Source organism: Arenibacter sp. F26102, from assembly GCF_023015865.1.
Taxonomy (GTDB): Bacteria; Bacteroidota; Bacteroidia; order Flavobacteriales; family Flavobacteriaceae; genus Arenibacter.
In genome coordinates, this window is record NZ_JALKBC010000004.1 from 288960 (window position 1) to 311622 (window position 22663).

The following is a 22663-nucleotide window of genomic DNA, read 5'->3' on the forward strand; positions in this document are numbered from 1 at the left end:
TTAATTCAAATTTATTTAAAATTGAACCAAAAACGAACTCCTTCTGATGTTTTATCAATATTTAATTTAGATTGTAGCTGATTTACCAATCGATTCATTAACCTTATTCCCATTGAGGAATTGGCCCTATCGTCTGTATCTTCGGGTAATCCTATGCCATTATCGGTATACTCAAAATACCCTTCTTGACTCCCTGTTTTCCTTAAATGGATATAAATTTTTCCATTTTCATCATCATCGGGGAAGGCATACTTAAATGAATTGGAAACCAATTCGTTTAAAATAAGTCCAAAGGGAATGGCCCTGTCAATATCCAACTCCACGCCTTCGGCATCTATGGCAATGTTTATATTATGGCCACCTTTTTTGTAAACCGATTGCACACTATTGATAAGACTTTCTATATACCCTTGCATTTCTATGACCGAGAGATCATCATTCTGATACAATTTTTGATGGATCAACGCCATGGCCTTAACCCTACTCTTCCCTTCTTCCAGGGCCTCTATGGCAGCCTTACTTCGGGTATTTTTTGTTTGAAGACTAAGTAAGCTGGAAACCATCTGCAGGTTATTTTTTACCCTATGGTGTATTTCTTTTAAAAGTGAATCCTTTTCCACCAAAGATGCCTCGATAATCCGCTTTTGCTCGGCTATCAATCTCTGGTTCTTAATACTTTTTAAATAAGCAAATACAAGGCCTGCAAATCCCAGAAGAGTAAAAATCAAGGAAATAAAAACAATGTTGATTCTTTCCTCTTTGGCCTGTAAATCGCTTCGGGATTGCTCCAAGTCCTTCTTCTGCTGCTCCATCATCTTTTTGGAGTACTCTATTTCCTGTCCTGCTACAGCCGCCAACTGTTGCTTTTTCATAGAGGATTCATTCCTATTTAACGAATCCCTTATCCGTACATTTCTCTTTAAATATTCAACTGAATTTTTAAAATCCCCTATTCGGTCATAGTATGATGCCAATAATCTATTCTTCCTAAGAATATTTTCAATTTTTATGGGATCTAATCCATTTAAAAGATACTCCTTAGCTTTTTCGTAATCTTCCTTCTGTAGATAGCAATCTGCTAATTCCAAGGTGTTCTCTACCATTTCGGAAGAGAATTTGCCCTTGTTGAACTCGTTTATAAGGGTAACGGAATTTTCCAAATATGGAATTGCAATATCATATTCCTTTAATAGGGCATGGCATTTACCTATATTGCCCTCAATGATTCCCTTTAATAAATTGCCATTACTTATTTCCTGTTCGGTTTTCTCCCTACTTATATCATTTAGATATACATCAATAAAGCCTTTGGCCTTCTTATAATACGTTAAGGCTGTAGGTATGGACATATCCAAAAGAAGATAGTTTCCAACGTTGCTCTGATATTGGGCCTGGCCATAATAGTCATCCTCACGAATGGTTTTTAACTTATCCTTAATATAGTCATCCATGGCCTTTCTGTGAAGTCCAAGGTTGGAATAGATATCATAAAAAATAACCTTGTCCGTAAGACCTAAATTCTTTTTCTCATTTCTAATTTCAAATTGGCGATCATAGAGTCCCAATTTAGCATAGTTGTTATCTATTAAATCCAATAGGATCTTTTTGGATTCCATATCCAAATTTTCAATTTTCTTATATAATTGATTTGCAATGGCAACACTTTTGCTAAAATCCCCAATATCATAATAGAGTTGGGATTGCATAAGCTCATATTTCTTAGTGCTTAATGTATCTTGAACTTTTTGTGCATTGTTGTGATATACATTTACAGTTGCCTGCCAGTCGTAGGCCGAATTTTCTGAATAGCGATTTGTAGTACCAAAGAAATAATCGAATCTTTCCTGCGCACCCTGTTTATTTTGAAACTCTTGAAAATGATCCGGCTTGGTAACTGAATCTTGGGCTGGTAGATACCAAAAACTCACTGAACAAATCAATAATGAAACAAATATTTTTTTAAAAGACTTCGCCATTGTTCAATTGTTGTCTAAAATTCTCTAATTAGTCTTTGGTATTTTTATTATTATTTATGGTCTTTGGTATAATGGTACACAATACTACAAACGTCAAATAGAGGTTAATGTTGTTCCCCGAATAGTCTCATAAAACATTAAATTTAGGGTCCTATCACCAACTCTAACCAATTTTAGGTTTATGTGGGCAAGTTAACCATTATTTCAGATTTCCTGTTTTTCCCCGGCAATATGTGGGATTCAAAAATAAAAAAGGCGATACAATATAATTGCACAGCCTTTTTATATATGTAATGATAAGATTTGGGACTCTTGATCAGATCAAAAATATGTTGAAGCAATGGAATTTTTAGAATTTTGTTGTGTAATACCTATATGTTGTTGTGAAAGTAATAAATTCTTGAAAATTGTGTATTTCATCGAAGATATTGTGCATTTCGTCGGATAAAATTAAGATAGGTAAAGCCCTACAATATATAGATCTAAATCCTATGAAACACTACAAAGAATATTAGATATAATTCTAGACAATTCCATTCCTGAGCCCTTCTTGAATAAAAATTAATCGTTGACCTTTTTTAATTGATTTTTCAACTCCTCCATAGATTCTTGAAGTTGTCTTAATAATCCTTTCTCGGAGGTGGCATCGACACCAAAAGTTATTTTACTACTAACCTGCCAAAGCTCTTGTATGTCCTCCGTACCTACAGAATAAGGAGGGTAATTTTCATTTAAAGAAATTAATGAAATAACCGATGGATTTGGAGATTTTTCTATTTTTTTCACCAACACTGCGTCCTGTAAGACCACAACGTAAATCTTATTGGGACTAATTTCCTGAAGTCCTTCCACCGCCTTGGCCAATACCCACTCCCCTGGTTTTAAATTGGGCAACATACTGTCCCCTTCAATCTGAAAACCGCGATAAGTTGCATTTCTAAACTCTGGCAAAGGAATATCAAATGCGGGAAGTTGTCTGTACCAACTGGTATCCTGAATATTTTGTGGATAACCGGCTGCCGCTTTTGCATTCACCAATACCATATTTTCGTTATCGGAGGAGTTTACGGTAACCACCTTTGGTATAACGCTGATATTTGTAACCGATAAATGCTTTTGGTTACTTTCTCCGAATAACCAAAGTGGATTGATCTTAAATTGCTTAAGAAGTTCCGCCACTACTTTTCCAGACAACTTTGTACGCCCCCTTTCAATATCCGCAGTGGTATTTGAAATACCAAGTAGTTTGGCAAAATCGGATTGGGTATATCCCAACTCCCTGCGTAGATCGGTAAAACGCTTTGTTACAATTTCCATATCCTCGTTCATTCTCCAGATTTTAAATTGATGAAGTTACCATAGGCATATTCAAATATGCTGAACAATTAACTTCCTATAGGCTCAAATATACGCAATTTGGAATATATCCAAAATATTTTTTGGACTATCTCCATAATTAGGAAATAATCCATATATTTGGAATAATTACAAATACAACAAAAATGACTCTGGAAGCTATACACCAAAAATTAAACAGACTAGCCCATTCCGGGATGGAGGATAACCACTATTCCAACAATCCGTCCAGTAAGGTTCATAACACCATCAGAAGTCATTCCGTAAAAAAGGAAAGAAGACGCTTAACAAAAGAATTTAGTGTGCAACTCAGTTTATTTGATTAATTATGGAAAATCCTAAAATTTTAATTTACGATGGCAGCTTCAACGGGTTTTTAACCACAGTTTTTAAAGTGTTTGAGGAGAAAATTGAAGTAACCAACATTCAAAGGAACACAGAGAACCAAAAAGGACTGTTTTCCGAGGCCATAACCGTTTTTACCCAGATGGATAAGGCAAGACGTGTTTGGAACAGTATACAAAACAAAAGCAATGCCGCTATAAAGGCAATATACTTCGCTTTTTTAAGTGAATCCAAAGGTGTTGAACTTCTTCTATACCAATACATCCGATCCATGTATGCCAATCCCAATGAAGACCCCTTAGACGACATAGCGGAAATTGTATTAAAAATTCAGCAACAATCAAGAATGGTGGCGAGGGAAAAACATAGAATTGAGGCCATGGCTAATTTTACAATATCAAAAGACCATATCCAATTTTCCGAAGTGGCTCCCAGTTTTGACGTACTGCCACTAATTTCAAAGCACTTTCGCACGAAATTCAAGGGTCAAGAATTTATGATTTATGACCGAAAAAGAAAGTATGCCATATACTATAACCTGTACACTGTTGAAATTATCTCCTTGGAGCTATCGGCATATCATAACAAGGAAGTTATATCGCAGACCACTTTAAAATATCTAATAAACCATAAATTACATTCACAATATACCAATAAACCACAGATGGCATATTTAAATGAAAGGGCTGCAGTATAACCAGTTATTTACCAAAATTTTCTACCTAATGAAATTCTAAATCTGCTTTCCGTGTTATAAAGTTTGATCCTTTGTAAAGGAAATCGGCTTAATTAAATTTTAGAACCCATTCCTAAGTTAGATCACTTGGTTTTTTCACCAACAAAATTATCACTCGGACTTTTAAAAAGCACATTGAATGTGGTTAAGCTTCCATATATACGGGTAATGTATTGTTGTAAATCTACCTTTTCCTGGTCGTCCAAATTATTACTGCTGTTTATTTTCTGTTCCATTACTCTAATTCGATCTCTAACCATAACAATTTTATGAAAAAAAGTATCCATTGGAATTTCTTTGTCCGACAAATTGGTATCCCCAGGTTTTAGAACCAGACTCCCACCCTTCCACTTATCTGCAATTGGGGTTATGGCACTGGCATCACTCCATCTTTTTAATATTGAGATCAGCGATTGTTCCACTTCGGAAAAACTTATGGTATCCACTTCATCCTCAACTGCCTCTATGACCTCAAAATCAGCATTCAAATCAATGGTTTCCAATCCATTATCCATAAAAGTGACCCAATAATGTTTGGAGGTAACATTGGTAACCACTCCTTTTCCATATTCGCCGTGGTTGATTCGTGAACCTATTCCTAAAAGTTGCATTTAAAAATATTTTAAAGTTAAGAACGCTAATTTATAGCTAAGGTTTTAATCTACAAAAAACTAAATAGCACCAACTTCATTTTTAGGCTTCAAAGTCGTAACTTCGCACATTGCTAATGAAAATGATTAAGTACGAAGAGAATATAGAGGTTAGAGGCGCTCGTGTGCACAACCTAAAAAATATAGATGTTACCATACCACGCGAAAAGCTGGTTGTTATTACCGGATTGTCTGGAAGCGGAAAATCATCCCTGGCCTTTGATACGATTTACGCAGAAGGCCAAAGGAGATATATTGAAACCTTCTCGGCATATGCCCGACAGTTTTTGGGTGGACTGGAACGACCCGATGTTGACAAAATCGACGGACTGTCGCCCGTAATTGCCATTGAGCAAAAAACCACTTCAAAATCGCCCAGATCAACAGTTGGAACTATTACCGAAATTTACGATTTCCTTAGACTTTTATTTGCTAGGGCAAGTGATGCCTACAGTTACAATACTGGGGAAAAGATGGTTAGTTATGATGATGGGCAAATAAAGGAATTGATCATATCCTCTTACGAAGGTAAAAAGATTAATGTACTGGCGCCTATCATAAAATCAAGGAAAGGGCACTATAGGGAACTTTTTGAACAGATTGCCAAACAAGGATTTGTTAAGGTAAGGATAGATGGGGAAATAAAGGATATTGTAAAAGGTATGAAAGTCGACCGTTACAAGACCCATGATATCGAGATTGTAATAGACCGACTGAAAATTGAGGAGAGTTCCGAGCTGGACAAACGGATATCTGAAACTATTAATACGGCCATGTACAGTGGCGAAAATGTATTGATGATTTTGGAGGAAGGAACCGAAGTGCCCCGCTATTTTAGTAGGGATTTAATGTGTCCCACAACCGGAATTTCATATCCTTCCCCTGAGCCCAATACTTTTTCCTTTAATTCACCAAAGGGCATGTGCCCGGATTGTAACGGGCTCGGGCATGTCTATGAAGTTAATGAAAATAAGATTTTTCCGAACAAAAAAATATCGATCAAAGCAGGCGGCATTGCCCCTTTGGGAGAGTATAAAAATTCTTGGGCCTTTAAACAGATTGAAACTATAGCCCAACGGTATAATTTTGAAATTACGGCCCCTATTTCCCAAATTCCGGATGAAGCCGTGCAAATATTGCTCTTTGGGGGCAAAGAAAGTTTTGAGGTAGATTCCAAAACCTTAGGGGTAAAACGACTGTACAAAATAGATTACGAAGGGATATCGAACTTTATTAAGAGTCAATTCCACGAGGCCAATTCTACTTCTATCAAACGATGGGCAAAAGAATATATGGACAAAATTGAATGTCCAAGCTGCGATGGAACCAGATTAAAAAAGGAGTCCTTATATTTTAGGATTGCCAACAAAAATATTGCCGACCTCTCTGGTCTGGATATTACGGATTTGGCCGATTTCTTTAACGGTCTGGAAAGAAAATTGGAAGGAAACCAATTAAAAATTGCCGAAGAAATTATTAAGGAAATAAAAACAAGGATTCAATTTTTATTGGATGTAGGCCTGGATTATCTTTCCTTAAATAGAAATAGTAAATCACTTTCTGGAGGGGAGGCACAGCGTATAAGGTTGGCCACACAAATTGGATCTCAACTTGTAGGTGTCCTATATATATTGGACGAACCTAGTATAGGTTTGCACCAACGGGATAACGAACGTTTAATAAAATCATTGGAATCACTTAGGGACCTTGGAAATTCGGTAATTGTTGTGGAACATGACCGCGACATGATAGAACGTGCAGACCATGTTATAGACATGGGGCCTAAAGCGGGGAAACACGGAGGGGAAATTATATCTGAAGGAATACCGGAGGCGCTAAAGAACCATCATACCCTGACTGCTGATTATATTACCGGAAAATTAAAAATTGAGGTTCCCAAAAAACGTAGGGAAGGGAATGGGAAAAGCCTTGTTTTGACTGGTTGTACCGGTAATAATTTAAAGAATGTCTCCGTAAGTTTTCCTTTGGGGAAAATGATTGGGGTCACTGGGGTTTCCGGAAGCGGAAAGTCTACCTTGATCAATGAGACCCTATATCCAATATTGAACGCCTTTTATTTTAATGGGGTTAAAAAACCAATGCCCTACAAAAAAATTAAGGGACTGGAGAATATAGACAAGGTAATAGACATTAATCAATCTCCCATAGGAAGAACACCAAGGTCCAATCCGGCCACCTATACTGGTGTTTTTAGCGAAATTAGATCGCTTTTTGCCAAGACACAGGAAGCTGCAATTAGGGGGTATAAACCTGGTCGTTTTAGCTTTAATGTAACTGGGGGACGTTGTGAAACCTGCCAAGGGGGAGGTCTAAGGGTTATTGAGATGAATTTTTTGCCCGATGTATATGTCGATTGTGAGACCTGCAACGGGAAACGTTTTAACAGGGAAACCTTAGAGATAAGATATAAGGGCAAATCCATTGCAGATGTACTGGAAATGACCATAAACGAATCTGTGGCGTTCTTTGAGAATATCCCCAAAATATATCGCAAATTAAAGACTATTCAAGACGTCGGCCTTGGATATATATCCTTGGGCCAACAGTCCACCACCCTTTCGGGAGGAGAAGCACAACGAATAAAATTAGCTACCGAATTATCTAAAAGAGACACAGGAAATACCTTTTATATATTGGACGAACCAACTACCGGCCTGCACTTTGAGGATATAAGGGTATTGATGATCGTTCTTAACAAACTTGTAAATAAAGGCAATACCGTTGTCGTAATCGAACACAATATCGATGTTATTAAAATGATGGACTACATTATAGACATTGGTTACGAAGGTGGGCGAAATGGTGGTATGGTAGTTGCAAAAGGTACTCCTGAAGAAGTGGCCCTGGATAAAAAGAGTTATACATCAATATTTCTGAGAAAAGAATTAGGTTTGTGAAATTAATGGTCAATTTAACATACTATTTTCTTAATAATAGCATTTTATATGCAACGCAAGTAATAGTCTAAAATGATTATGGGTAAAATTACAATATGAGAAAAGAACAACATCATAAAGGATGGAATGAGATAAAAACCAACGATTCTTGGGCCCTATTCAAAATTATGGGCGAATTTGTGAATGGATTTGAAAAAATGAGCGCTATTGGCCCATGTGTTTCCATCTTTGGGTCGGCACGTACTAAACCAGGAGACAAATATTACGAATTGGCGGTAAGTGTGGCCAAGAGCATTTCTGAGGCCGGTTATGGAATTATTACAGGTGGTGGCCCGGGAATTATGGAAGCCGGTAATCGAGGGGCACATTTGGCAGGAGGTACCTCTGTAGGATTGAATATTGATCTTCCCTTTGAGCAACATGACAATCCTTACATAGACGGTGATAAAAGTTTGGATTTTGATTATTTCTTTGTGCGCAAAGTTATGTTCGTAAAATATTCCCAAGGCTTTGTGGTATTGCCGGGCGGTTTTGGAACGTTGGATGAACTTTTTGAGGCCATAACCTTGATACAGACAAACAAAATAGAACAGTTCCCTATCATTTTGGTAGGTACCGAGTTTTGGAGTGGATTGATGGATTGGGTGAAAGATTCTATGCTCACCATGGGAAACATTAGTCCAAAAGATTTGGATTTGATCCAGATTGTTGACTCGGAAAAAGAAGTTGTAGACATAATTGACGCCTTTTACAAAGGCAATATTTTAAGTCCAAACTTTTAACTTTAAAGATTTTTGAAGCAGTTGGTATATATTATGAAACCTATTTTTTTCTTGATGATTTTGTTTGTCAGTGGTCTTTGTATAGCCCAACATACCAACAAAGTTATAGCAACATTAAATAAGGAAATTAATGAATTCACAATTCAACAGGAAATTGAGTATGTAAATAAATCCAAGGACACTTTAAAGCTTGTTTACCTTAATGATTGGGCTAATGCCTATGCCAATAAAAACACGGCATTGGCCAAAAGATTTGCTGAAGAATTTAAAAAAGGCCTACATCTTGCAAAAGATGAAGAGAGAGGCAATACTAAAATCGTAAGTACCGTTGATGACGACTATCGAGGATTGGATTGGGGGTATGCCCGTGGTAAGGATATTATTAAAATTGACCTTAATAGTCCCCTACTACCTGGGGCATCTACTAAAATATTTATTACTTATAAAGTAAAATTACCTTCCGACAAATTTACTACCTACGGGTATAATAATAAAGGAGGTTATTATCTTAAGGACTGGTATCTTACACCTGCAGTGTATGATGGGAGTTGGCATTTGTACTCCAATAAGAATTTGGAAGATCTTTATACGGATATGGCCAACACTTCCATAGAACTCATAATTCCCGAAAATTTAAATGCGGTCTCAAATTTTCATGAATTAAGTAAAAATATAGTAGGCAATCTTCAACATATTTATTTTCAGGGAACTCAACAAAAAAGTGGTGAAATAATAATAAGTCCATCCAAAAATTTTGTAAAACATGTAACTCCCGAACTTACAATTTTGACCGATCTGAGGTCTCCCAGGTACGACGAAATTTCTTCAGGAATTTCCATTAACAGGGTATCTAAATATATCTACGAAAACTTGGGCGACTTTCCACATAAACATTTACTGGTAAGTGAATTGGACTATAACAAGGATCCCCTATATGGTATAAATCAACTTCCTAGGTTTATACAGCCTTATGAAGAGCAGTTTCAATTTGAAATGAAATTTCTAAAAACCGCGCTCAATAGTTTTATTAAGGAAACCATGTTTCTTGATACAAGAAATGAAAAATGGGTTACCGATGCCATTTTGAACTATCTAATGATCGGTTTTGTTGAAGAATATTATCCAGATCAAAAATTGTTGGGCAAATTATCCAGCATTTGGGGTATTCGTAGTTTTCGTTTGGCGAAAATGAATTTTAACGAACAATATCCTTTGCTTCATATGCTATCGGCCAGAAGAAATGTTGATCAATCCTTGACCACACCTAACGATTCGCTTATAAAGTTCAACCAAAAAATTGCAAACAGGTACAAGGCAGGATTGGGTCTGGCCTATTTGGCGGATTATACAGGTAAGGAACATGTAGATCGCAGCGTGAAGGAGTTCTACATAAACTATAGGTTAAAACCATCTACTGCGGCAGATTTTAAGTTTATAGTCGTGGAAAACTCCGATAAGGATATCAATTGGTTTTTTGATGAATATGTGTCTACTACGAGTAAAATTGATTTCAAAATAAAAAAAGTCCAAAAACTGGAGGACTCCTTAGTTGTAACTTTAAAAAATAAAGAAGGCACCAATGTCCCTATTTCCCTTTTCGGAATAAAAAATGACACGGTTGTTTCCAGTTATTGGTTCAGGGATATAGCAGAACAACAGACTTTTACCATTCCAAGGAATGGTGAGGACCGTTTGGTTTTGAATTATGATCAGACCATACCAGAATTCAACCAGCGGGATAATTGGAAATCATTGAACGGTTTCTTTTCCAGTAACAAAAAATTAAAATTTCAATTTTTTAAGGATGCCGAGGATCCGTATTACAACCAGGTTTTTTATGTTCCTGTTTTGGGGTTCAATAAATACGATGGACTCTCCCCAGGTATGAGGTTGCACAACAAAACTTTATTGGAAAGGCCTTTTGTTTTTGATATAGCTCCTGCATATGCACCTAATGAAAAGACATTCGTGGGATACGGTAAATTTAATTTTCGTCAGTACCACGGAACCAGTGGGTTATACGTCACCAATTATTCCCTTAGGGGGTCTACATCCCATTTTCAGGAAAATTCGCGTTATAGCACATTAAGCCCATCTATAGGTTTTGGTTGGAAACCCAGTAATCTTTTACTGAATAAAAGAGAAGCACTAATTTTTAGATATATAAGTGTTTTTAGGGACATTGACCCTAGTCTACAAACTTTGGGTCTTGAAACGGACCCAGACTATAATGTTCTTAACGCTAAATATTACAACACCACGAACAATATAATTAACTACCTGTCCTGGTCCGTGGATGCGCAGTATTCCGATAAATTTACCAAGCTTGCCTACGAATTGGAATACCGTAAACTTTTTGAAAACAATAGGCAATTTAACTTACGTTTTTTCGCAGGTAAGTTTATAAGAAATGAAACCGCGGGGAGTACGGATTTTTTTAGTTTTGCCCTGGACCGACCTACGGATTACCTGTTTGATTATGAATACTTAGGTAGATCGGAAGGATCTGGAATCTACAGTCAACAAATTATAGTTGCGGAAGGTGGCTTTAAATCCAAATTGGAAAACCCTTTTGCCAATGATTGGATGGCAACCGTTAATACCAGTGTAAATATTTGGCGTTGGATTGAGCTATACGGAGATTTGGGTTTGGTTAAAAATAAAGGAACAAAAGAAAGGGTAGTTTACGATTCTGGCATACGATTAAATCTGTTAACGGATTATTTTGAACTTTATTTTCCCTTGTACTCCAACAATGGCTGGGAAATATCACAATCTCAATATGATCAAAAAATTAGATTTGTCATAACCTTTAGTCCTAGGACCTTAACCGGACTATTTACCAGAAAATGGTTTTAAATAATTAATAAATTCTTATAATAGAGTTAATTTTTTGTGATATTCTCAATATTTAAAAACACACTACAATTTTCTTTAAAGAATTATTAATTATTATCCTCTTCTATTGGTTGCAAAAACCATAATGATTTGATATTTTTGCGAGAAACCATTAATTCCGAAATGAATATAGATTCCGAAGCAAGCAACGATATTTCATTTGACGATTTTCAATTACAGATATTGAAAGACTATGAAATTGCCGTCACAAGCAGGGAATGTAGCTTGCTGGGAAGAAGGGAAGTTCTTACGGGAAAGGCAAAATTCGGAATTTTTGGCGATGGTAAGGAACTCCCTCAATTGGCTATGGCCAGATCTTTCAGGGATGGGGATTTCAGAAGTGGTTATTATAGGGATCAAACTTTTATGATGGCCCTGGATTTGCTTTCACCTAAGGAATTTTTTCATGGTTTATACGCTACTACCGATATAACAAAAGATCCCATGAGTGCGGGTCGGCAAATGGGAGGACATTTTACTACCTTCAGTTTAAATGAAGACGGAAGCTGGCGAGACCTTACTAAACAAAAAAACAGTAGTGCAGATATTTCTTGTACGGCCGGACAAATGCCAAGATTATTAGGCTTGGCACAAGCCTCCAAAATCTACAGGAACGTTAAAGTTCAAAATAGTTCAAAATTTTCGGATAATGGTAATGAAGTGGCATGGGGAACCATAGGTAATGCCAGTACCAGTGAAGGTGTCTTTTTTGAAACCATAAATGCTGCCGGTGTATTACAAGTACCTATGGTAATCAGCATTTGGGATGATAACTACGGTATTTCCGTTCATGCCAAACATCAGACTACCAAAGAAGATATATCCAAAATTTTAGTTGGTTTTCAACGGGACCAAAAGAATGCCGGCTATGAGATTTTGAAAGTAAAGGGCTGGGATTATACCGCCCTGATCCACGCTTATGAAAATGCCTCGGACATTGCCCGGGATGAACATGTTCCTGTGATTATCCATATTACCGAACTCACACAGCCTCAGGGTCATTCTACCTCAGGTTCGCATGAACGTTACAAAAGTGAGGAACGTTTGCAATGGGAAAAGGAAAATGATTGCAATAAGCGCTATAGGGAATGGATACTGGAGAATAAGATTGCTACCGAAGAGGATTTAAAAACTCTTGAAAAGAATATAAAAAGACTGGTACGCAGTGCACGTAAGGAGGCTTGGGAAGAGTTTTTGGCTCCCCATAAACAGCAGAAAAAAATATTGGTTAACTTATTGGATAATGCCGCCAACTCCAGCATTAATAAAAATTTTATAACCAAAATCAAGAACGATTTAATTGCGATTGAAGAACCCATAAAAAAGGATATGGCTTCCAAGGCTAGAAAGGCCCTGCGATATTTATTGGGGGAAAGCAGCAAAGAGAAAGATATTTTGGCCGCTTGGACCAATAATTTTTTAGAGGAATCCCAAGCCAAGTTCAGTACCTATCTTTACAACGAACAAAGCAACAATGCTTTGAGTGTTCCAGAAGTGAGACCTTCATATAATACAGAACCCGAAGAAGTAGATGGTAGAGTAATTCTTAGGGATAATTTTGATAAGCTTTTTGAAAAATATTCTCAAGCACTAATTTTTGGTGAGGACAGCGGGGCTATTGGAGACGTAAATCAGGGATTGGAAGGATTGCAAAAGAAATATGGGGAACTTCGGGTAGCCGATGTGGGAATTAGGGAGGCCAGTATAATTGGGCAAGGAATAGGAATGGCAATGAGAGGTTTGCGTCCCATTGCTGAAATTCAATATTTGGATTATATTTTTTATGCCCTATTTACCTTGACCGATGATTTGGCTACACTTTTATACAGGACCGTTGGCAAACAGAGAGCCCCATTGATCGTAAGGACCCGTGGTCACAGATTGGAAGGAATTTGGCATTCAGGGTCGCAAATGGGTGGATTAATTCACCTATTACGCGGCATGTATATTCTGGTTCCCAGAAATATGACCAAGGCGGCTGGGTTTTACAATACACTTATGAAAGGAAACGAACCTGCCCTATTGATCGAAAGTCTAAACGGATACCGACTAAAGGAACCTATGCCCAATAATTTAGGGGAATTATGTACGCCCATAGGTGTGGTTGAAGTGGTTAGGCCAGGAGAGGATATTACTTTATTATCCTATGGCTCTACACTTAGAATTGTAATGCAAGCGGCAAAAGAACTCAAAGAAGTAGGTATAGATGCAGAGGTAGTGGATGCCCAAAGTTTATTGCCTTTCGACCTACGCCAAGATTTATGTAAGAGTGTTAAAAAAACAAATAGATTGTTGGTTATAGATGAAGATGTACCTGGTGGCTGCTCTGCCTATTTAATACATGAAATTATTGAAAAACAAGGAGCTTACCAATATTTGGACAGTGCTCCCCAAACACTAACTGCAAAGCCACATAGACCGGCTTATGCCACTGATGGCGACTATTTTTCCAAACCAAATTTGGACGATATTTTTGAGAAAGTATATTCCATAATGCACGAATCCAACCCTATGGATTTTCCCAAGCTAAGATAGTATTGGATATTGGAGCCAATGTTTTTTACCTGCCCTTAAATGCAATTCTTTTTTACAATTTATAAAAATATAAGAAACTAATGGTTACTTTTAACCCGCTCTAAATCTATTAATTTATTTATACAATCCCCGAATGAAAGACCTAGGCCTACTACTTTTACGCGTTTCCTCCGCTGTTTTAATGATGACTCATGGACTCCCAAAATTTCAAAAACTTATTGGAGGTAATTTTGAATTTGGTGATCCCATTGGCATAGGTGCTGCACCTTCCCTATTTCTTGCCGTTTTAGGTGAATTTGTATTCCCTATTTTGGTTATTATAGGGTTTAAAACACGTTGGGCCACTGTACCCACTATAATTACCATGTTGGTAGCGACATTGATAGTACACGGTTCCGATCCATTTAATGTAAAGGAAAAGGCTATTTTATTTTTGATAACTTTTACTTCCATCCTATTACTTGGTCCGGGAAAATATAGCTTGGATAAAAAGTAAATCGGTCTACTTTTCAGAACTATAAAGGAGGTTTATGACGATCCCTGCCCTGTTTGTTTTCCCAGACATTGACTTGGATTGGTACGTGTGCCTTGGAATCAATAAAATTCAATGTCACCTTTGGCTTATTTCCGTTAACATCCGATGTGTCAATCGGTAATAATTTAGTTTAGAAAATTTTAAACAACAATTCTTTAAGGAGATCATCTTGGGTCATATTGGATCCCACACCTTTTCCCTTGACATCCAATTCCCTTAGATTGGAAATAATTTCACTGACCCGCCTCATGGGATAATTCTTGGCCGCTGCCTGGATTTCGGTTACGAAATAAGGTCTAATGCCCAAGGCGCTGGAAACACTTTTGGGAGAATGATCTTTTAGGCCATGATAGGTGAGCACTTGGATAAAAAAGGAATACATAAGGGTAATAGTTAAAACAAAAGGATTGTCCTTAGGGTTTTGGGCAAAATAACTAACAATTCTAGTCGCTTTCAGAACATCACGTTCCACTATGGCTTTTTTAAGTTCAAAATTGTTGTAGTCCTTGCTTATACCAATGTTGACCTCAATAGCTTCAGGGGTAATTTCAATTCCTTTTGGGATCACCAGCGACAATTTCTCAAGTTCTTTATCTATCTTACCTAAATCTGTCCCTAGAAATTCAACCAATAAATTGGCCGCCTTGAAAGTTATTCCATACCCTCTGGAATGCAGGGATTTTTTGATCCAATCCGCAACCTGATTTTCATAAAGCTTTTTACTTTCAAATATAATCCCGGATTTTTTGATGGATTTATATAATTTTTTACGCTTATCCAGCTTATTATATTTATAACATAATACCAATACCGTGGAAGGTTGTGGTTGATCGGAATAAGAAACTAAATTTTCTATGGAACGTGATAAATGTTGCGCCTCCTTTATAATAACCACTTGGCGTTCTGCCATCATGGGATACCTCTTTGCATTTCCAACGATATCCTCAATGGAAACTTCCTTGCCGTAAAGTATCACCTGATTAAATCCGCGCTCTTCCTCCGTAAGCACATTTTTTTCAATATACTCCGCAATCTTATCAATATAATAAGGTTCCTCCCCTGTTAGAAAATATATAGGTGCAATATTTCCATTTTTTATACTGCTTACAATTTGTTTTACCTCTTCCATCTAAAAAAAATCATCAAATTTGCACAATGCAACCTTTAAATTATCCCTCATATCCGTTTCGATTCAAAAATAGGGAAAATAAAATCTATATTTTTGATGTCATACGCAAAAAATTTGTGGTTCTACAGCCCGAAGAATGGGTACGCCAGCACGTAGTGCAGAATCTTATTTCAGACAAAAACTATCCTCAGGCCCATATTAACGTTGAAAAGCAACTACTGGTTAATAATTTAAAAAAAAGGTACGATGTGGTTGTCTTTAATCCTAACGGGAGTATCGAGATTCTGGTGGAATGCAAATCTCCGGATATTAAAATAACCCAACAAGTTTTTGACCAAATTGCCAGGTATAACCTACAGCTAAAGGCTAAATATTTAATGGTAACCAATGGGATGAATCATTTTTTTTGCAAAATGGATTTCGAAAATGAACAATATAGCTTTCTTAAGGATATTCCATCCTATAAATCCTAAAATGACGCTTTATAAAGATCATAGGGCCATCTTAAAAATAAAAGGGAGTGGCTTGTAGTTATTCATATATTCATAGTCATTTATAGAATATTTCTTTAAATTGCCAACTTAATCCCTTAACATCCAATTAGAATAATTGCCTTATTTGATTGGGCAATATAGAAATGTTGAAAATAGCAATTGTTATACTTAATTGGAACGGTGAAGCGCTTTTGGAAAAGTTTCTTCCATCTGTAACCACATTCTCCCAAGAGGCAGAGCTCTATGTTGCCGATAATGCATCCACAGATGGTTCTATTGCTTTTTTGAAAAAGAACTATCCGCAGATAAACATAATTCAGAATTTAAGCAATGGCGGATACGCCAAAGGGTATAATGATGCTTTGCCCAAAGTTAATGCCGATATATATTGCTTGTTGAATTCTGATGTGGAAGTTACCAAAGATTGGTTATTACCAATAATAAAAGAATTTAAGGAGAACCCTTCCGCTGCTATAATCCAACCAAAAATATTGGATTATAAGAATAAGACCCATTTTGAATACGCAGGGGCAGCTGGTGGATTTATAGATAAATATGGCTATCCTTTTTGTAGGGGACGAATTTTTAATGAATTGGAAGAGGATAATGGTCAATACAATGATGTTAAGGAAATATTTTGGGCTACAGGGGCATGTTTATTTATAAGGAGAGAAGTATTTGATGAACTTAAGGGTTTTGACGAGGATTATTTTGCCCATCAAGAAGAAATAGATTTATGTTGGAGGGCAAAGAACAAGGGACATGGAGTATTTTATGTTGGTGGCTCAATGGTGTATCATTTAGGAGGTTCAACACTAAGTAGCATGAATCCACAAAAGACTTTTCTTAACTTTAGAAACTCCCTTTATTCCATTGTAAAAAATCTTCCTTTCAAAAAAGCATTCCCAATAATACTCCTGCGATTGGTAATGGATGGTTTAGCTGGTATCAACTTTATTTTTCAGGGGAGATCCAAACACTGTTGGGCTATTTTGAGGGCGCATTTTAGTTTTTATAAAAATTTCATAAATATTTTCAAAAAGCGTGAAAAGGCCCATTTTATAAGGAATTATTACGCTACAAAATCTATAGTTTGGTCCCATTATGTAAATCATGTAAAAAAATTTAACATTTTAGTAAAAGATTAACTAAATTGGTCTCGCAAAATATTGCGTTTTATATAATTTTGCCTACATTAAATAATTCGAAACTTTTAAATTATTAATTCTATTATCATAACTATGAGAAAAATCATTTTAGGCTGTTTAGGTATTACCCTTTTGTTGTCTTCATGCGTGTCGCAGAAAAAATTTGCGGATATGGAGGCAAAAGCTAACGAAGCACAAGATTTATTAAATTCCGCGACAGTTAAACTAAACACCTGTTTGGAGGATAAAGCTGCTGCTACTTCGAAAATGCAAACTTTGGAAGATCAGAATGCCTTCCTAAAAGCCAATAACCAGGACTTAATCAACAATATGGGCAACCTTACGACCCTTACAAGTAAAGGTGCCGATAACTTGGAGAAATCCTTGGAAAGCTTAAAAGAAAAAGACCTTACTATAAGAAAGCTTAATGATGCAATTACAAGAAGGGATTCTGTAAATTTGTCTTTAGTTCAAAGTTTAAAAGGTGTTCTTGGAAACTTGGATGATGAGGATATCGAAATCAGTGTAGAAAAAGGTGTTGTATTTGTTTCTATTTCTGACAAACTTTTGTTTAGAAGTGGTAGCTTTAATGTAACCAATAGGGCCAAAGAAATTTTAGGCAAGGTTGCACAAGTTGTTAATAACAAACCAGATTTCGAATTTATGGTAGAAGGTCATACCGATACTGATCCTTACAATAGTGGAGTTTTATATGACAACTGGGATTTAAGTGTTAAACGTGCTACTTCTGTTGTACGTATCTTACAAAAAGATTACGGTGTTGATCCTAAGCGTATGACTGCTGCAGGTAGAGGAGAATACCTTCCAGTTTCACCATCGGATAAAGCTAAAAATAGAAGAACACGTATTGTTGTTCTTCCAAAAATTGATCAGTTCTACAGCATGATCGAAGAAGGAATGAAAGATCCTAAAATTAACTAGGTATCATTTCATATATAAAATTAAAAGCGACCAAATTGGTCGCTTTTTTTATGGAATTAATCGTAAATGCAAAACAATTTTCAACTAAAATATATCTATACTCCCCTTGCCTTCCCTAACAATTACGGGCTCGTCCTCTGAAAGGTCTATTACCGTAGAAGCAACATTATCCCCATATCCGCCATCTATAACAATATCTACAAGGTTTTTCCATTTTTCAAAGATCAGTTCAGGGTCGGTAGTATACTCTAACAGCTCATCCTCATCGCGAATGGAGGTAGAAACAATTGGATTACCCAAGGCTTCAACCAATGTCCTAGCTATGGAATTATCTGGAATACGTATCCCAACGGTTTTTTTCTTTTTAAATTCTTTAGGCAGATTATTATTCCCTGGAAGAATAAAAGTATAAGGTCCTGGCAAGGCCCGCTTAAGTATCTTAAAGGTCGAGGTATCAATTTGCCTAACATAATCGGAAAGATTACTAAGGTCGGCACAAATGAAGGACCAATTGGCCTTAGCCAATTTTACTCCCTTGATGCGTGCAATTTTTTCCAACGCCTTGGTATTGGTAATATCACAACCCAATCCGTAGACGGTATCTGTCGGATAGATAATTAAACCCCCTTTCCTCAATACATCCACTACCCTCTTAATTTCCTTGGGATTTGGATTTTCAGGATATATTTTAATTAATTCTGCCATATTAAAAGATCAAAATAAACGTTATCAATTTAAGAAATAATATTCTATGCACAAGTCAGCATATATTCTGCTTCTAAGCTTCGTTTTTATTATTACAAGCTCTTGTTCGGAAGTAACAATGACACCTGATATTACCTCATTAGAAGCAAAGAATATAATTAATTTGGAATACGGTTCCGAACCGCATCAAAAATATGACATTTATCTTCCACAATACAGGACCATGGGCACTAAAGTGCTGATTTTGATACATGGCGGTGGATGGAACGCTGGTGATAAATCTGAAATGGACGCTTTTAAGGATTTTATCAAAGATCAATTACCGGAAATAGCGGTGGTAAACATGAACTATAGGCTGGCAGATGCCGACAATGCTCCTTATCCCATGCAAATTGATGATATAGACCTTGTGGTAAGCCAATTAGGCAATAGGGCGCAGGAATTTCAAATATCCAACGAGATAGGATTTATTGGTGCCAGCGCCGGTGCCCACCTTTCCCTCTTATGGAGCTACTCGCACGACACCAATAAACAGGTTAAGATGGTGTGTAGTATTGTAGGTCCGACCAATCTGTTGGACGAGGCTTATTTAAACACCCCCAATCAAGAATTAAGGACCATTTTAGATCAATTTGGGAATGATCAAAATGTTTTGGAAGAGGTTAGCCCGTTATACCAGGTAAACTCCACTTCTCCCCCAACTATATTGTTTTATGGGGCTCAGGACCCATTAATTCCCAATTCCCAAGGAATTGGACTAAGGGATAGGTTAATGGAATTGAACGTAACACACCAATTTACCCTATACCCCAATGGCGTTCATGGTTGGGTAGGGTTAGATCTTTTGGATACTTCCATAAAATTAAAGGCTTTTATTCAAGAGAACTTATAGTTGTTCTTCATAATAAAAAGCCCACTGTTAACCTATTTATTAGAGCACTTCCAACTTGGCAAACCTGAGCAAAAGTTTCTTTATGTCTCCCTTGTCAAATTTAATTTCGGCTTTTTTATCATTGCCGACCCCTTCGATCTTTATTACTTGTCCCCTACCAAATCTGGTATGATTTACTAGTGAGCCCTCCGTTAAATTGGGGTCTACCGAGTTGGTATTTCCAACTGGGGTACTAAGTTCCGGTTTTAGTTTGCGTAACTTCCGTAATTGATTTTCATTGGGCTTTATGCCACTTGGTGGTGTGCCATGTGTAGGCTTGTTCTGCCTTAATTTAGTTTTATCAACATCACCAAAAATATCAACATCTATTAATGGGGTATATCTGGACCTCAGTATAGGGGTAAGATTTTCCACATATTTTTCATCAATTTCCTCAATAAATCTACTGGGTTCCGCATCTACCAGCTTGCCCCAACGATATCTATTCTGGGTATATGTTAAATATGCCTGTTTTTCCGCCCGCGTCAATGCAACATAAAACAAACGCCTTTCCTCTTCCAATTCACTTCTGGTATTCATACTCATAGCTGATGGGAAAAGATCTTCCTCCATACCAACAATGAATACATAAGGAAATTCCAATCCTTTGGCCAGGTGAATTGTCATTAAAGCTACTCGGTCATCATCACCTGTATCCTTATCAAGGTCTGTTGCCAGGGCTACATCTTCCAAAAATTCACCTATATCCCCTTTGGCATCTGCCAATTCCTTTTGCCCTTCAACAAAATCCTTAATTCCGTTCAACAGCTCCTCTATGTTCTCCATCTTCCCAATTCCCTCCGGAGTGCCATCTTTTTTGAATTCCAACAATACTCCCGATTTTTTGGCTACATGTTCTGCCAAAGTAAAAGCATCGGCACTTTCATTCATGATCTGAAAGCTCTTGATCATGGCTACAAAGTCGCCCAATTTTCTTTTAGTACCCGAATTTATCTTTAGATCTATTCTGTCCAGGTTGTCCATAACCTCAAAAATAGATCGGTTGTAGTGATTTGCGGCAACGGTAAGCTTATCCAAAGTGCTCTGTCCTATACCACGTGCAGGAAAATTTATAATACGTTTAAGCGCCTCTTCATCTTTAGGATTAATGACCAATCTCAAATAAGACAGAACGTCTTTTATTTCCTTTCGCTGATAGAAGGAAAGTCCCCCATAAATACGATATGGTATATCACGTTTTCTTAGCGCATCCTCAATAGCCCTAGATTGGGAGTTGGTCCTATACAATACCGCGAAATTACCATTGGGCATCTGGTTTTGCATTTTCTCTTCAAAAATAGTTCCAGATACAAACCGTCCTTCTTCGGCATCCGTTGTACTCCGGTGGACTTTGATCAAAGGTCCTTCGTCATTGGAAGTCCATACTACTTTTTCCAATTGATTTGTATTCTTGGCAATAATGGAGTTTGCGGCATTCACAATATTCCTGGTGGACCTATAATTCTGTTCCAGGCGATACATACCTACATTGTCATAATCCTTTTGGAAGTTAAGAATATTGCTAATGTTTGCTCCCCTAAAGGAATATATACTCTGGGCATCGTCCCCTACCACACAGATATTCTGAAACCTGTCCGACAGCGCTTTTACAATCAAATACTGGGAATGGTTGGTATCTTGGTACTCATCTACCAGGATATATCTAAACCTGTCCTGATATTTGGCCAAAACTTCAGGAAAACGTGTCAACAACTCATTGGTCCTCAACAATAAATCATCAAAATCCATTGCCCCGGCCTTAAAACACCTATCCACATAGTTCTGATAAATTTCACCCATTCTGGGACGCTTGGCCATGGCATCTGCCTCTACCAAATCCGAATTATTATAATATGCCTTAACGGTAATTAGACTGTTCTTATAGGATGAAATTCTATTTTGTACCTGCTTATACTTATAAATATCCTTATCCAATCCCATCTCCTTTATAATCGCAGAAAGTAGACGTTGTGAATCTTGGGTGTCATAAATAGTAAAATTGGCAGGATAACCCAACTTATCGCCATCGAACCTTAAAAGCTTGGCAAAAACGGAATGAAAAGTTCCCATCCACAGATTTTTGGCTTCGGATGTACCAACAATATCGGCAATACGCTTCTTCATTTCCCTAGCTGCCTTATTGGTAAAAGTCAAAGACAAAATATTAAAGGAATCTACTCCTAGGCTCATCAAATAGGCAATACGATAGGTCAATACCCTAGTTTTTCCAGAACCTGCCCCCGCAATCACCATTAGAGGGCCATCCTTGTGTAAAACAGGAGCCTTCTGAGCCTCATTTAATTCATTGATATACTTCTCCAAAACGTGTGTTGATATTAGGGTCCTTACAATCGGTGAATTTAACCATAATTAGCCTTATCAAAAAATCAACTTTAATATTTATGATGAATAGATCCTCCAAATAGTTCTATTTTGAATATATTTATCCTTAAATCCTCATTTAAAGAAAAGAAGTTTTTTATGTAGTAATTCCTGAGAGCCATCAGAACTACAAAATTTTTGAATACTTTGATTTAAGGTTATGACAAATAGTCCTAGGCTTATAAAATTTTAAAACCCATT

At 36.9% G+C, this 22663-nt stretch carries 17 protein-coding genes; 11 read left to right on the top strand and 6 right to left on the bottom strand.

Annotated features, from left to right (window positions below):
- Positions 1–11 precede the first annotated feature (11 nt).
- A complete protein-coding gene (locus MWU78_RS07420; RefSeq protein ID WP_246996508.1) occupies positions 12–1976 on the bottom strand; it encodes a histidine kinase dimerization/phosphoacceptor domain -containing protein in 1965 nt (654 codons plus the stop codon).
- 561 nt (positions 1977–2537) lie between these two features.
- Positions 2538–3305, bottom strand: a complete 768-nt coding sequence (locus MWU78_RS07425) for a LexA family transcriptional regulator (RefSeq protein ID WP_246996510.1) — start codon at positions 3303–3305, stop codon at positions 2538–2540.
- Between the two features lie 173 nt (positions 3306–3478).
- On the opposite strand from MWU78_RS07425, the gene MWU78_RS07430 reads away from it, so the two are divergent.
- Positions 3479–3658: a hypothetical protein gene (locus MWU78_RS07430; protein ID WP_246996512.1), complete on the top strand. Its 180-nt coding sequence runs from the start codon at positions 3479–3481 to the stop codon at positions 3656–3658.
- Positions 3659–3660: 2 nt separating this feature from the next.
- Positions 3661–4374, top strand: a complete 714-nt coding sequence (locus MWU78_RS07435; RefSeq protein WP_246996514.1) for a TIGR03915 family putative DNA repair protein — start codon at positions 3661–3663, stop codon at positions 4372–4374.
- A 122-nt stretch (positions 4375–4496) separates the two neighbouring features.
- Here MWU78_RS07435 and MWU78_RS07440 read toward each other — a convergent pair whose 3' ends face one another.
- Positions 4497–5024, bottom strand: coding sequence for a hypothetical protein (locus MWU78_RS07440; protein WP_246996516.1), 528 nt, complete (start codon positions 5022–5024; stop codon positions 4497–4499).
- Between the two features lie 122 nt (positions 5025–5146).
- Between MWU78_RS07440 and uvrA the strand changes: the two genes are divergently transcribed.
- The 5 genes from uvrA (at position 5147) to MWU78_RS07465 (ending at position 14692) form a co-directional block, all read left to right on the top strand.
- Positions 5147–7981 carry an excinuclease ABC subunit UvrA gene (uvrA, locus tag MWU78_RS07445; protein ID WP_246996518.1) on the top strand — a complete coding sequence of 945 codons (2835 nt, stop codon included), beginning with the start codon at positions 5147–5149 and terminating at the stop codon, positions 7979–7981.
- Between the two features lie 95 nt (positions 7982–8076).
- The gene (locus MWU78_RS07450; RefSeq protein WP_246996519.1) at positions 8077–8763 is read left to right on the top strand and encodes a TIGR00730 family Rossman fold protein; all 687 of its coding nucleotides are present in this window, start codon (positions 8077–8079) and stop codon (positions 8761–8763) included.
- A gap of 33 nt (positions 8764–8796) precedes the next feature.
- Positions 8797–11622, top strand: a complete 2826-nt coding sequence (locus tag MWU78_RS07455; RefSeq protein WP_246996521.1) for a metalloprotease — start codon at positions 8797–8799, stop codon at positions 11620–11622.
- A gap of 162 nt (positions 11623–11784) precedes the next feature.
- Positions 11785–14196 (top strand): alpha-ketoacid dehydrogenase subunit alpha/beta, encoded by a 2412-nt coding sequence (locus MWU78_RS07460; protein WP_246996662.1) that lies wholly within the window; start codon positions 11785–11787, stop codon positions 14194–14196.
- A 133-nt stretch (positions 14197–14329) separates the two neighbouring features.
- The gene (locus MWU78_RS07465) at positions 14330–14692 is read left to right on the top strand and encodes a DoxX family protein (RefSeq protein WP_246996523.1); all 363 of its coding nucleotides are present in this window, start codon (positions 14330–14332) and stop codon (positions 14690–14692) included.
- Between the two features lie 169 nt (positions 14693–14861).
- Here MWU78_RS07465 and holA read toward each other — a convergent pair whose 3' ends face one another.
- Entirely contained in the window at positions 14862–15860 is a 999-nt protein-coding gene (gene holA / locus MWU78_RS07470; RefSeq protein WP_246996525.1) for a DNA polymerase III subunit delta, read from the bottom strand.
- Between the two features lie 26 nt (positions 15861–15886).
- Here holA and MWU78_RS07475 point away from each other — a divergent pair, with 26 nt between their 5' ends.
- The 3 genes from MWU78_RS07475 to MWU78_RS07485 all read left to right on the top strand — a co-directional run bounded on the left by MWU78_RS07475 (position 15887) and on the right by MWU78_RS07485 (position 18444).
- Positions 15887–16333 carry a type I restriction enzyme HsdR N-terminal domain-containing protein gene (locus MWU78_RS07475; protein ID WP_246996527.1) on the top strand — a complete coding sequence of 149 codons (447 nt, stop codon included), beginning with the start codon at positions 15887–15889 and terminating at the stop codon, positions 16331–16333.
- A gap of 164 nt (positions 16334–16497) precedes the next feature.
- Complete coding sequence (locus MWU78_RS07480) at positions 16498–17502, top strand: glycosyltransferase (protein ID WP_246996529.1); 1005 nt, start codon at positions 16498–16500, stop codon at positions 17500–17502.
- Between the two features lie 93 nt (positions 17503–17595).
- Positions 17596–18444 (top strand): OmpA family protein, encoded by an 849-nt coding sequence (locus MWU78_RS07485; protein ID WP_246996531.1) that lies wholly within the window; start codon positions 17596–17598, stop codon positions 18442–18444.
- 84 nt (positions 18445–18528) lie between these two features.
- Here MWU78_RS07485 and MWU78_RS07490 read toward each other — a convergent pair whose 3' ends face one another.
- A complete protein-coding gene (locus MWU78_RS07490) occupies positions 18529–19149 on the bottom strand; it encodes an L-threonylcarbamoyladenylate synthase (RefSeq protein ID WP_246996533.1) in 621 nt (206 codons plus the stop codon).
- A gap of 46 nt (positions 19150–19195) precedes the next feature.
- Here MWU78_RS07490 and MWU78_RS07495 point away from each other — a divergent pair, with 46 nt between their 5' ends.
- Entirely contained in the window at positions 19196–20041 is an 846-nt protein-coding gene (locus MWU78_RS07495; RefSeq protein ID WP_246996535.1) for an alpha/beta hydrolase, read from the top strand.
- A 39-nt stretch (positions 20042–20080) separates the two neighbouring features.
- On the opposite strand, the gene MWU78_RS07500 is transcribed toward MWU78_RS07495, so the two are convergent.
- Positions 20081–22402 carry a UvrD-helicase domain-containing protein gene (locus tag MWU78_RS07500; protein ID WP_246996537.1) on the bottom strand — a complete coding sequence of 774 codons (2322 nt, stop codon included), beginning with the start codon at positions 22400–22402 and terminating at the stop codon, positions 20081–20083.
- Positions 22403–22663 lie beyond the last annotated feature (261 nt).

What these genes read in the sequence shown, in the direction of transcription:
- MWU78_RS07460 (WP_246996662.1), top strand. Translation starts at nt 11,785, where the DNA reads ATGAATATAGATTCCGAAGCAAGCAACGATATTTCATTTGACGATTTT.
- MWU78_RS07480 (WP_246996529.1), top strand. Translation starts at nt 16,498, where the DNA reads ATGTTGAAAATAGCAATTGTTATACTTAATTGGAACGGTGAAGCGCTT.
- MWU78_RS07455 (WP_246996521.1), top strand. Translation starts at nt 8,797, where the DNA reads ATGAAACCTATTTTTTTCTTGATGATTTTGTTTGTCAGTGGTCTTTGT.
- holA (WP_246996525.1), bottom strand. Translation starts at nt 15,860, where the DNA reads ATGGAAGAGGTAAAACAAATTGTAAGCAGTATAAAAAATGGAAATATT.
- MWU78_RS07430 (WP_246996512.1), top strand. Translation starts at nt 3,479, where the DNA reads ATGACTCTGGAAGCTATACACCAAAAATTAAACAGACTAGCCCATTCC.
- MWU78_RS07465 (WP_246996523.1), top strand. Translation starts at nt 14,330, where the DNA reads ATGAAAGACCTAGGCCTACTACTTTTACGCGTTTCCTCCGCTGTTTTA.
- MWU78_RS07435 (WP_246996514.1), top strand. Translation starts at nt 3,661, where the DNA reads ATGGAAAATCCTAAAATTTTAATTTACGATGGCAGCTTCAACGGGTTT.
- MWU78_RS07450 (WP_246996519.1), top strand. Translation starts at nt 8,077, where the DNA reads ATGAGAAAAGAACAACATCATAAAGGATGGAATGAGATAAAAACCAAC.
- MWU78_RS07490 (WP_246996533.1), bottom strand. Translation starts at nt 19,149, where the DNA reads ATGGCAGAATTAATTAAAATATATCCTGAAAATCCAAATCCCAAGGAA.
- MWU78_RS07440 (WP_246996516.1), bottom strand. Translation starts at nt 5,024, where the DNA reads ATGCAACTTTTAGGAATAGGTTCACGAATCAACCACGGCGAATATGGA.
- MWU78_RS07495 (WP_246996535.1), top strand. Translation starts at nt 19,196, where the DNA reads ATGCACAAGTCAGCATATATTCTGCTTCTAAGCTTCGTTTTTATTATT.
- MWU78_RS07420 (WP_246996508.1), bottom strand. Translation starts at nt 1,976, where the DNA reads ATGGCGAAGTCTTTTAAAAAAATATTTGTTTCATTATTGATTTGTTCA.
- MWU78_RS07485 (WP_246996531.1), top strand. Translation starts at nt 17,596, where the DNA reads ATGAGAAAAATCATTTTAGGCTGTTTAGGTATTACCCTTTTGTTGTCT.
- MWU78_RS07475 (WP_246996527.1), top strand. Translation starts at nt 15,887, where the DNA reads ATGCAACCTTTAAATTATCCCTCATATCCGTTTCGATTCAAAAATAGG.
- uvrA (WP_246996518.1), top strand. Translation starts at nt 5,147, where the DNA reads ATGATTAAGTACGAAGAGAATATAGAGGTTAGAGGCGCTCGTGTGCAC.
- MWU78_RS07425 (WP_246996510.1), bottom strand. Translation starts at nt 3,305, where the DNA reads ATGAACGAGGATATGGAAATTGTAACAAAGCGTTTTACCGATCTACGC.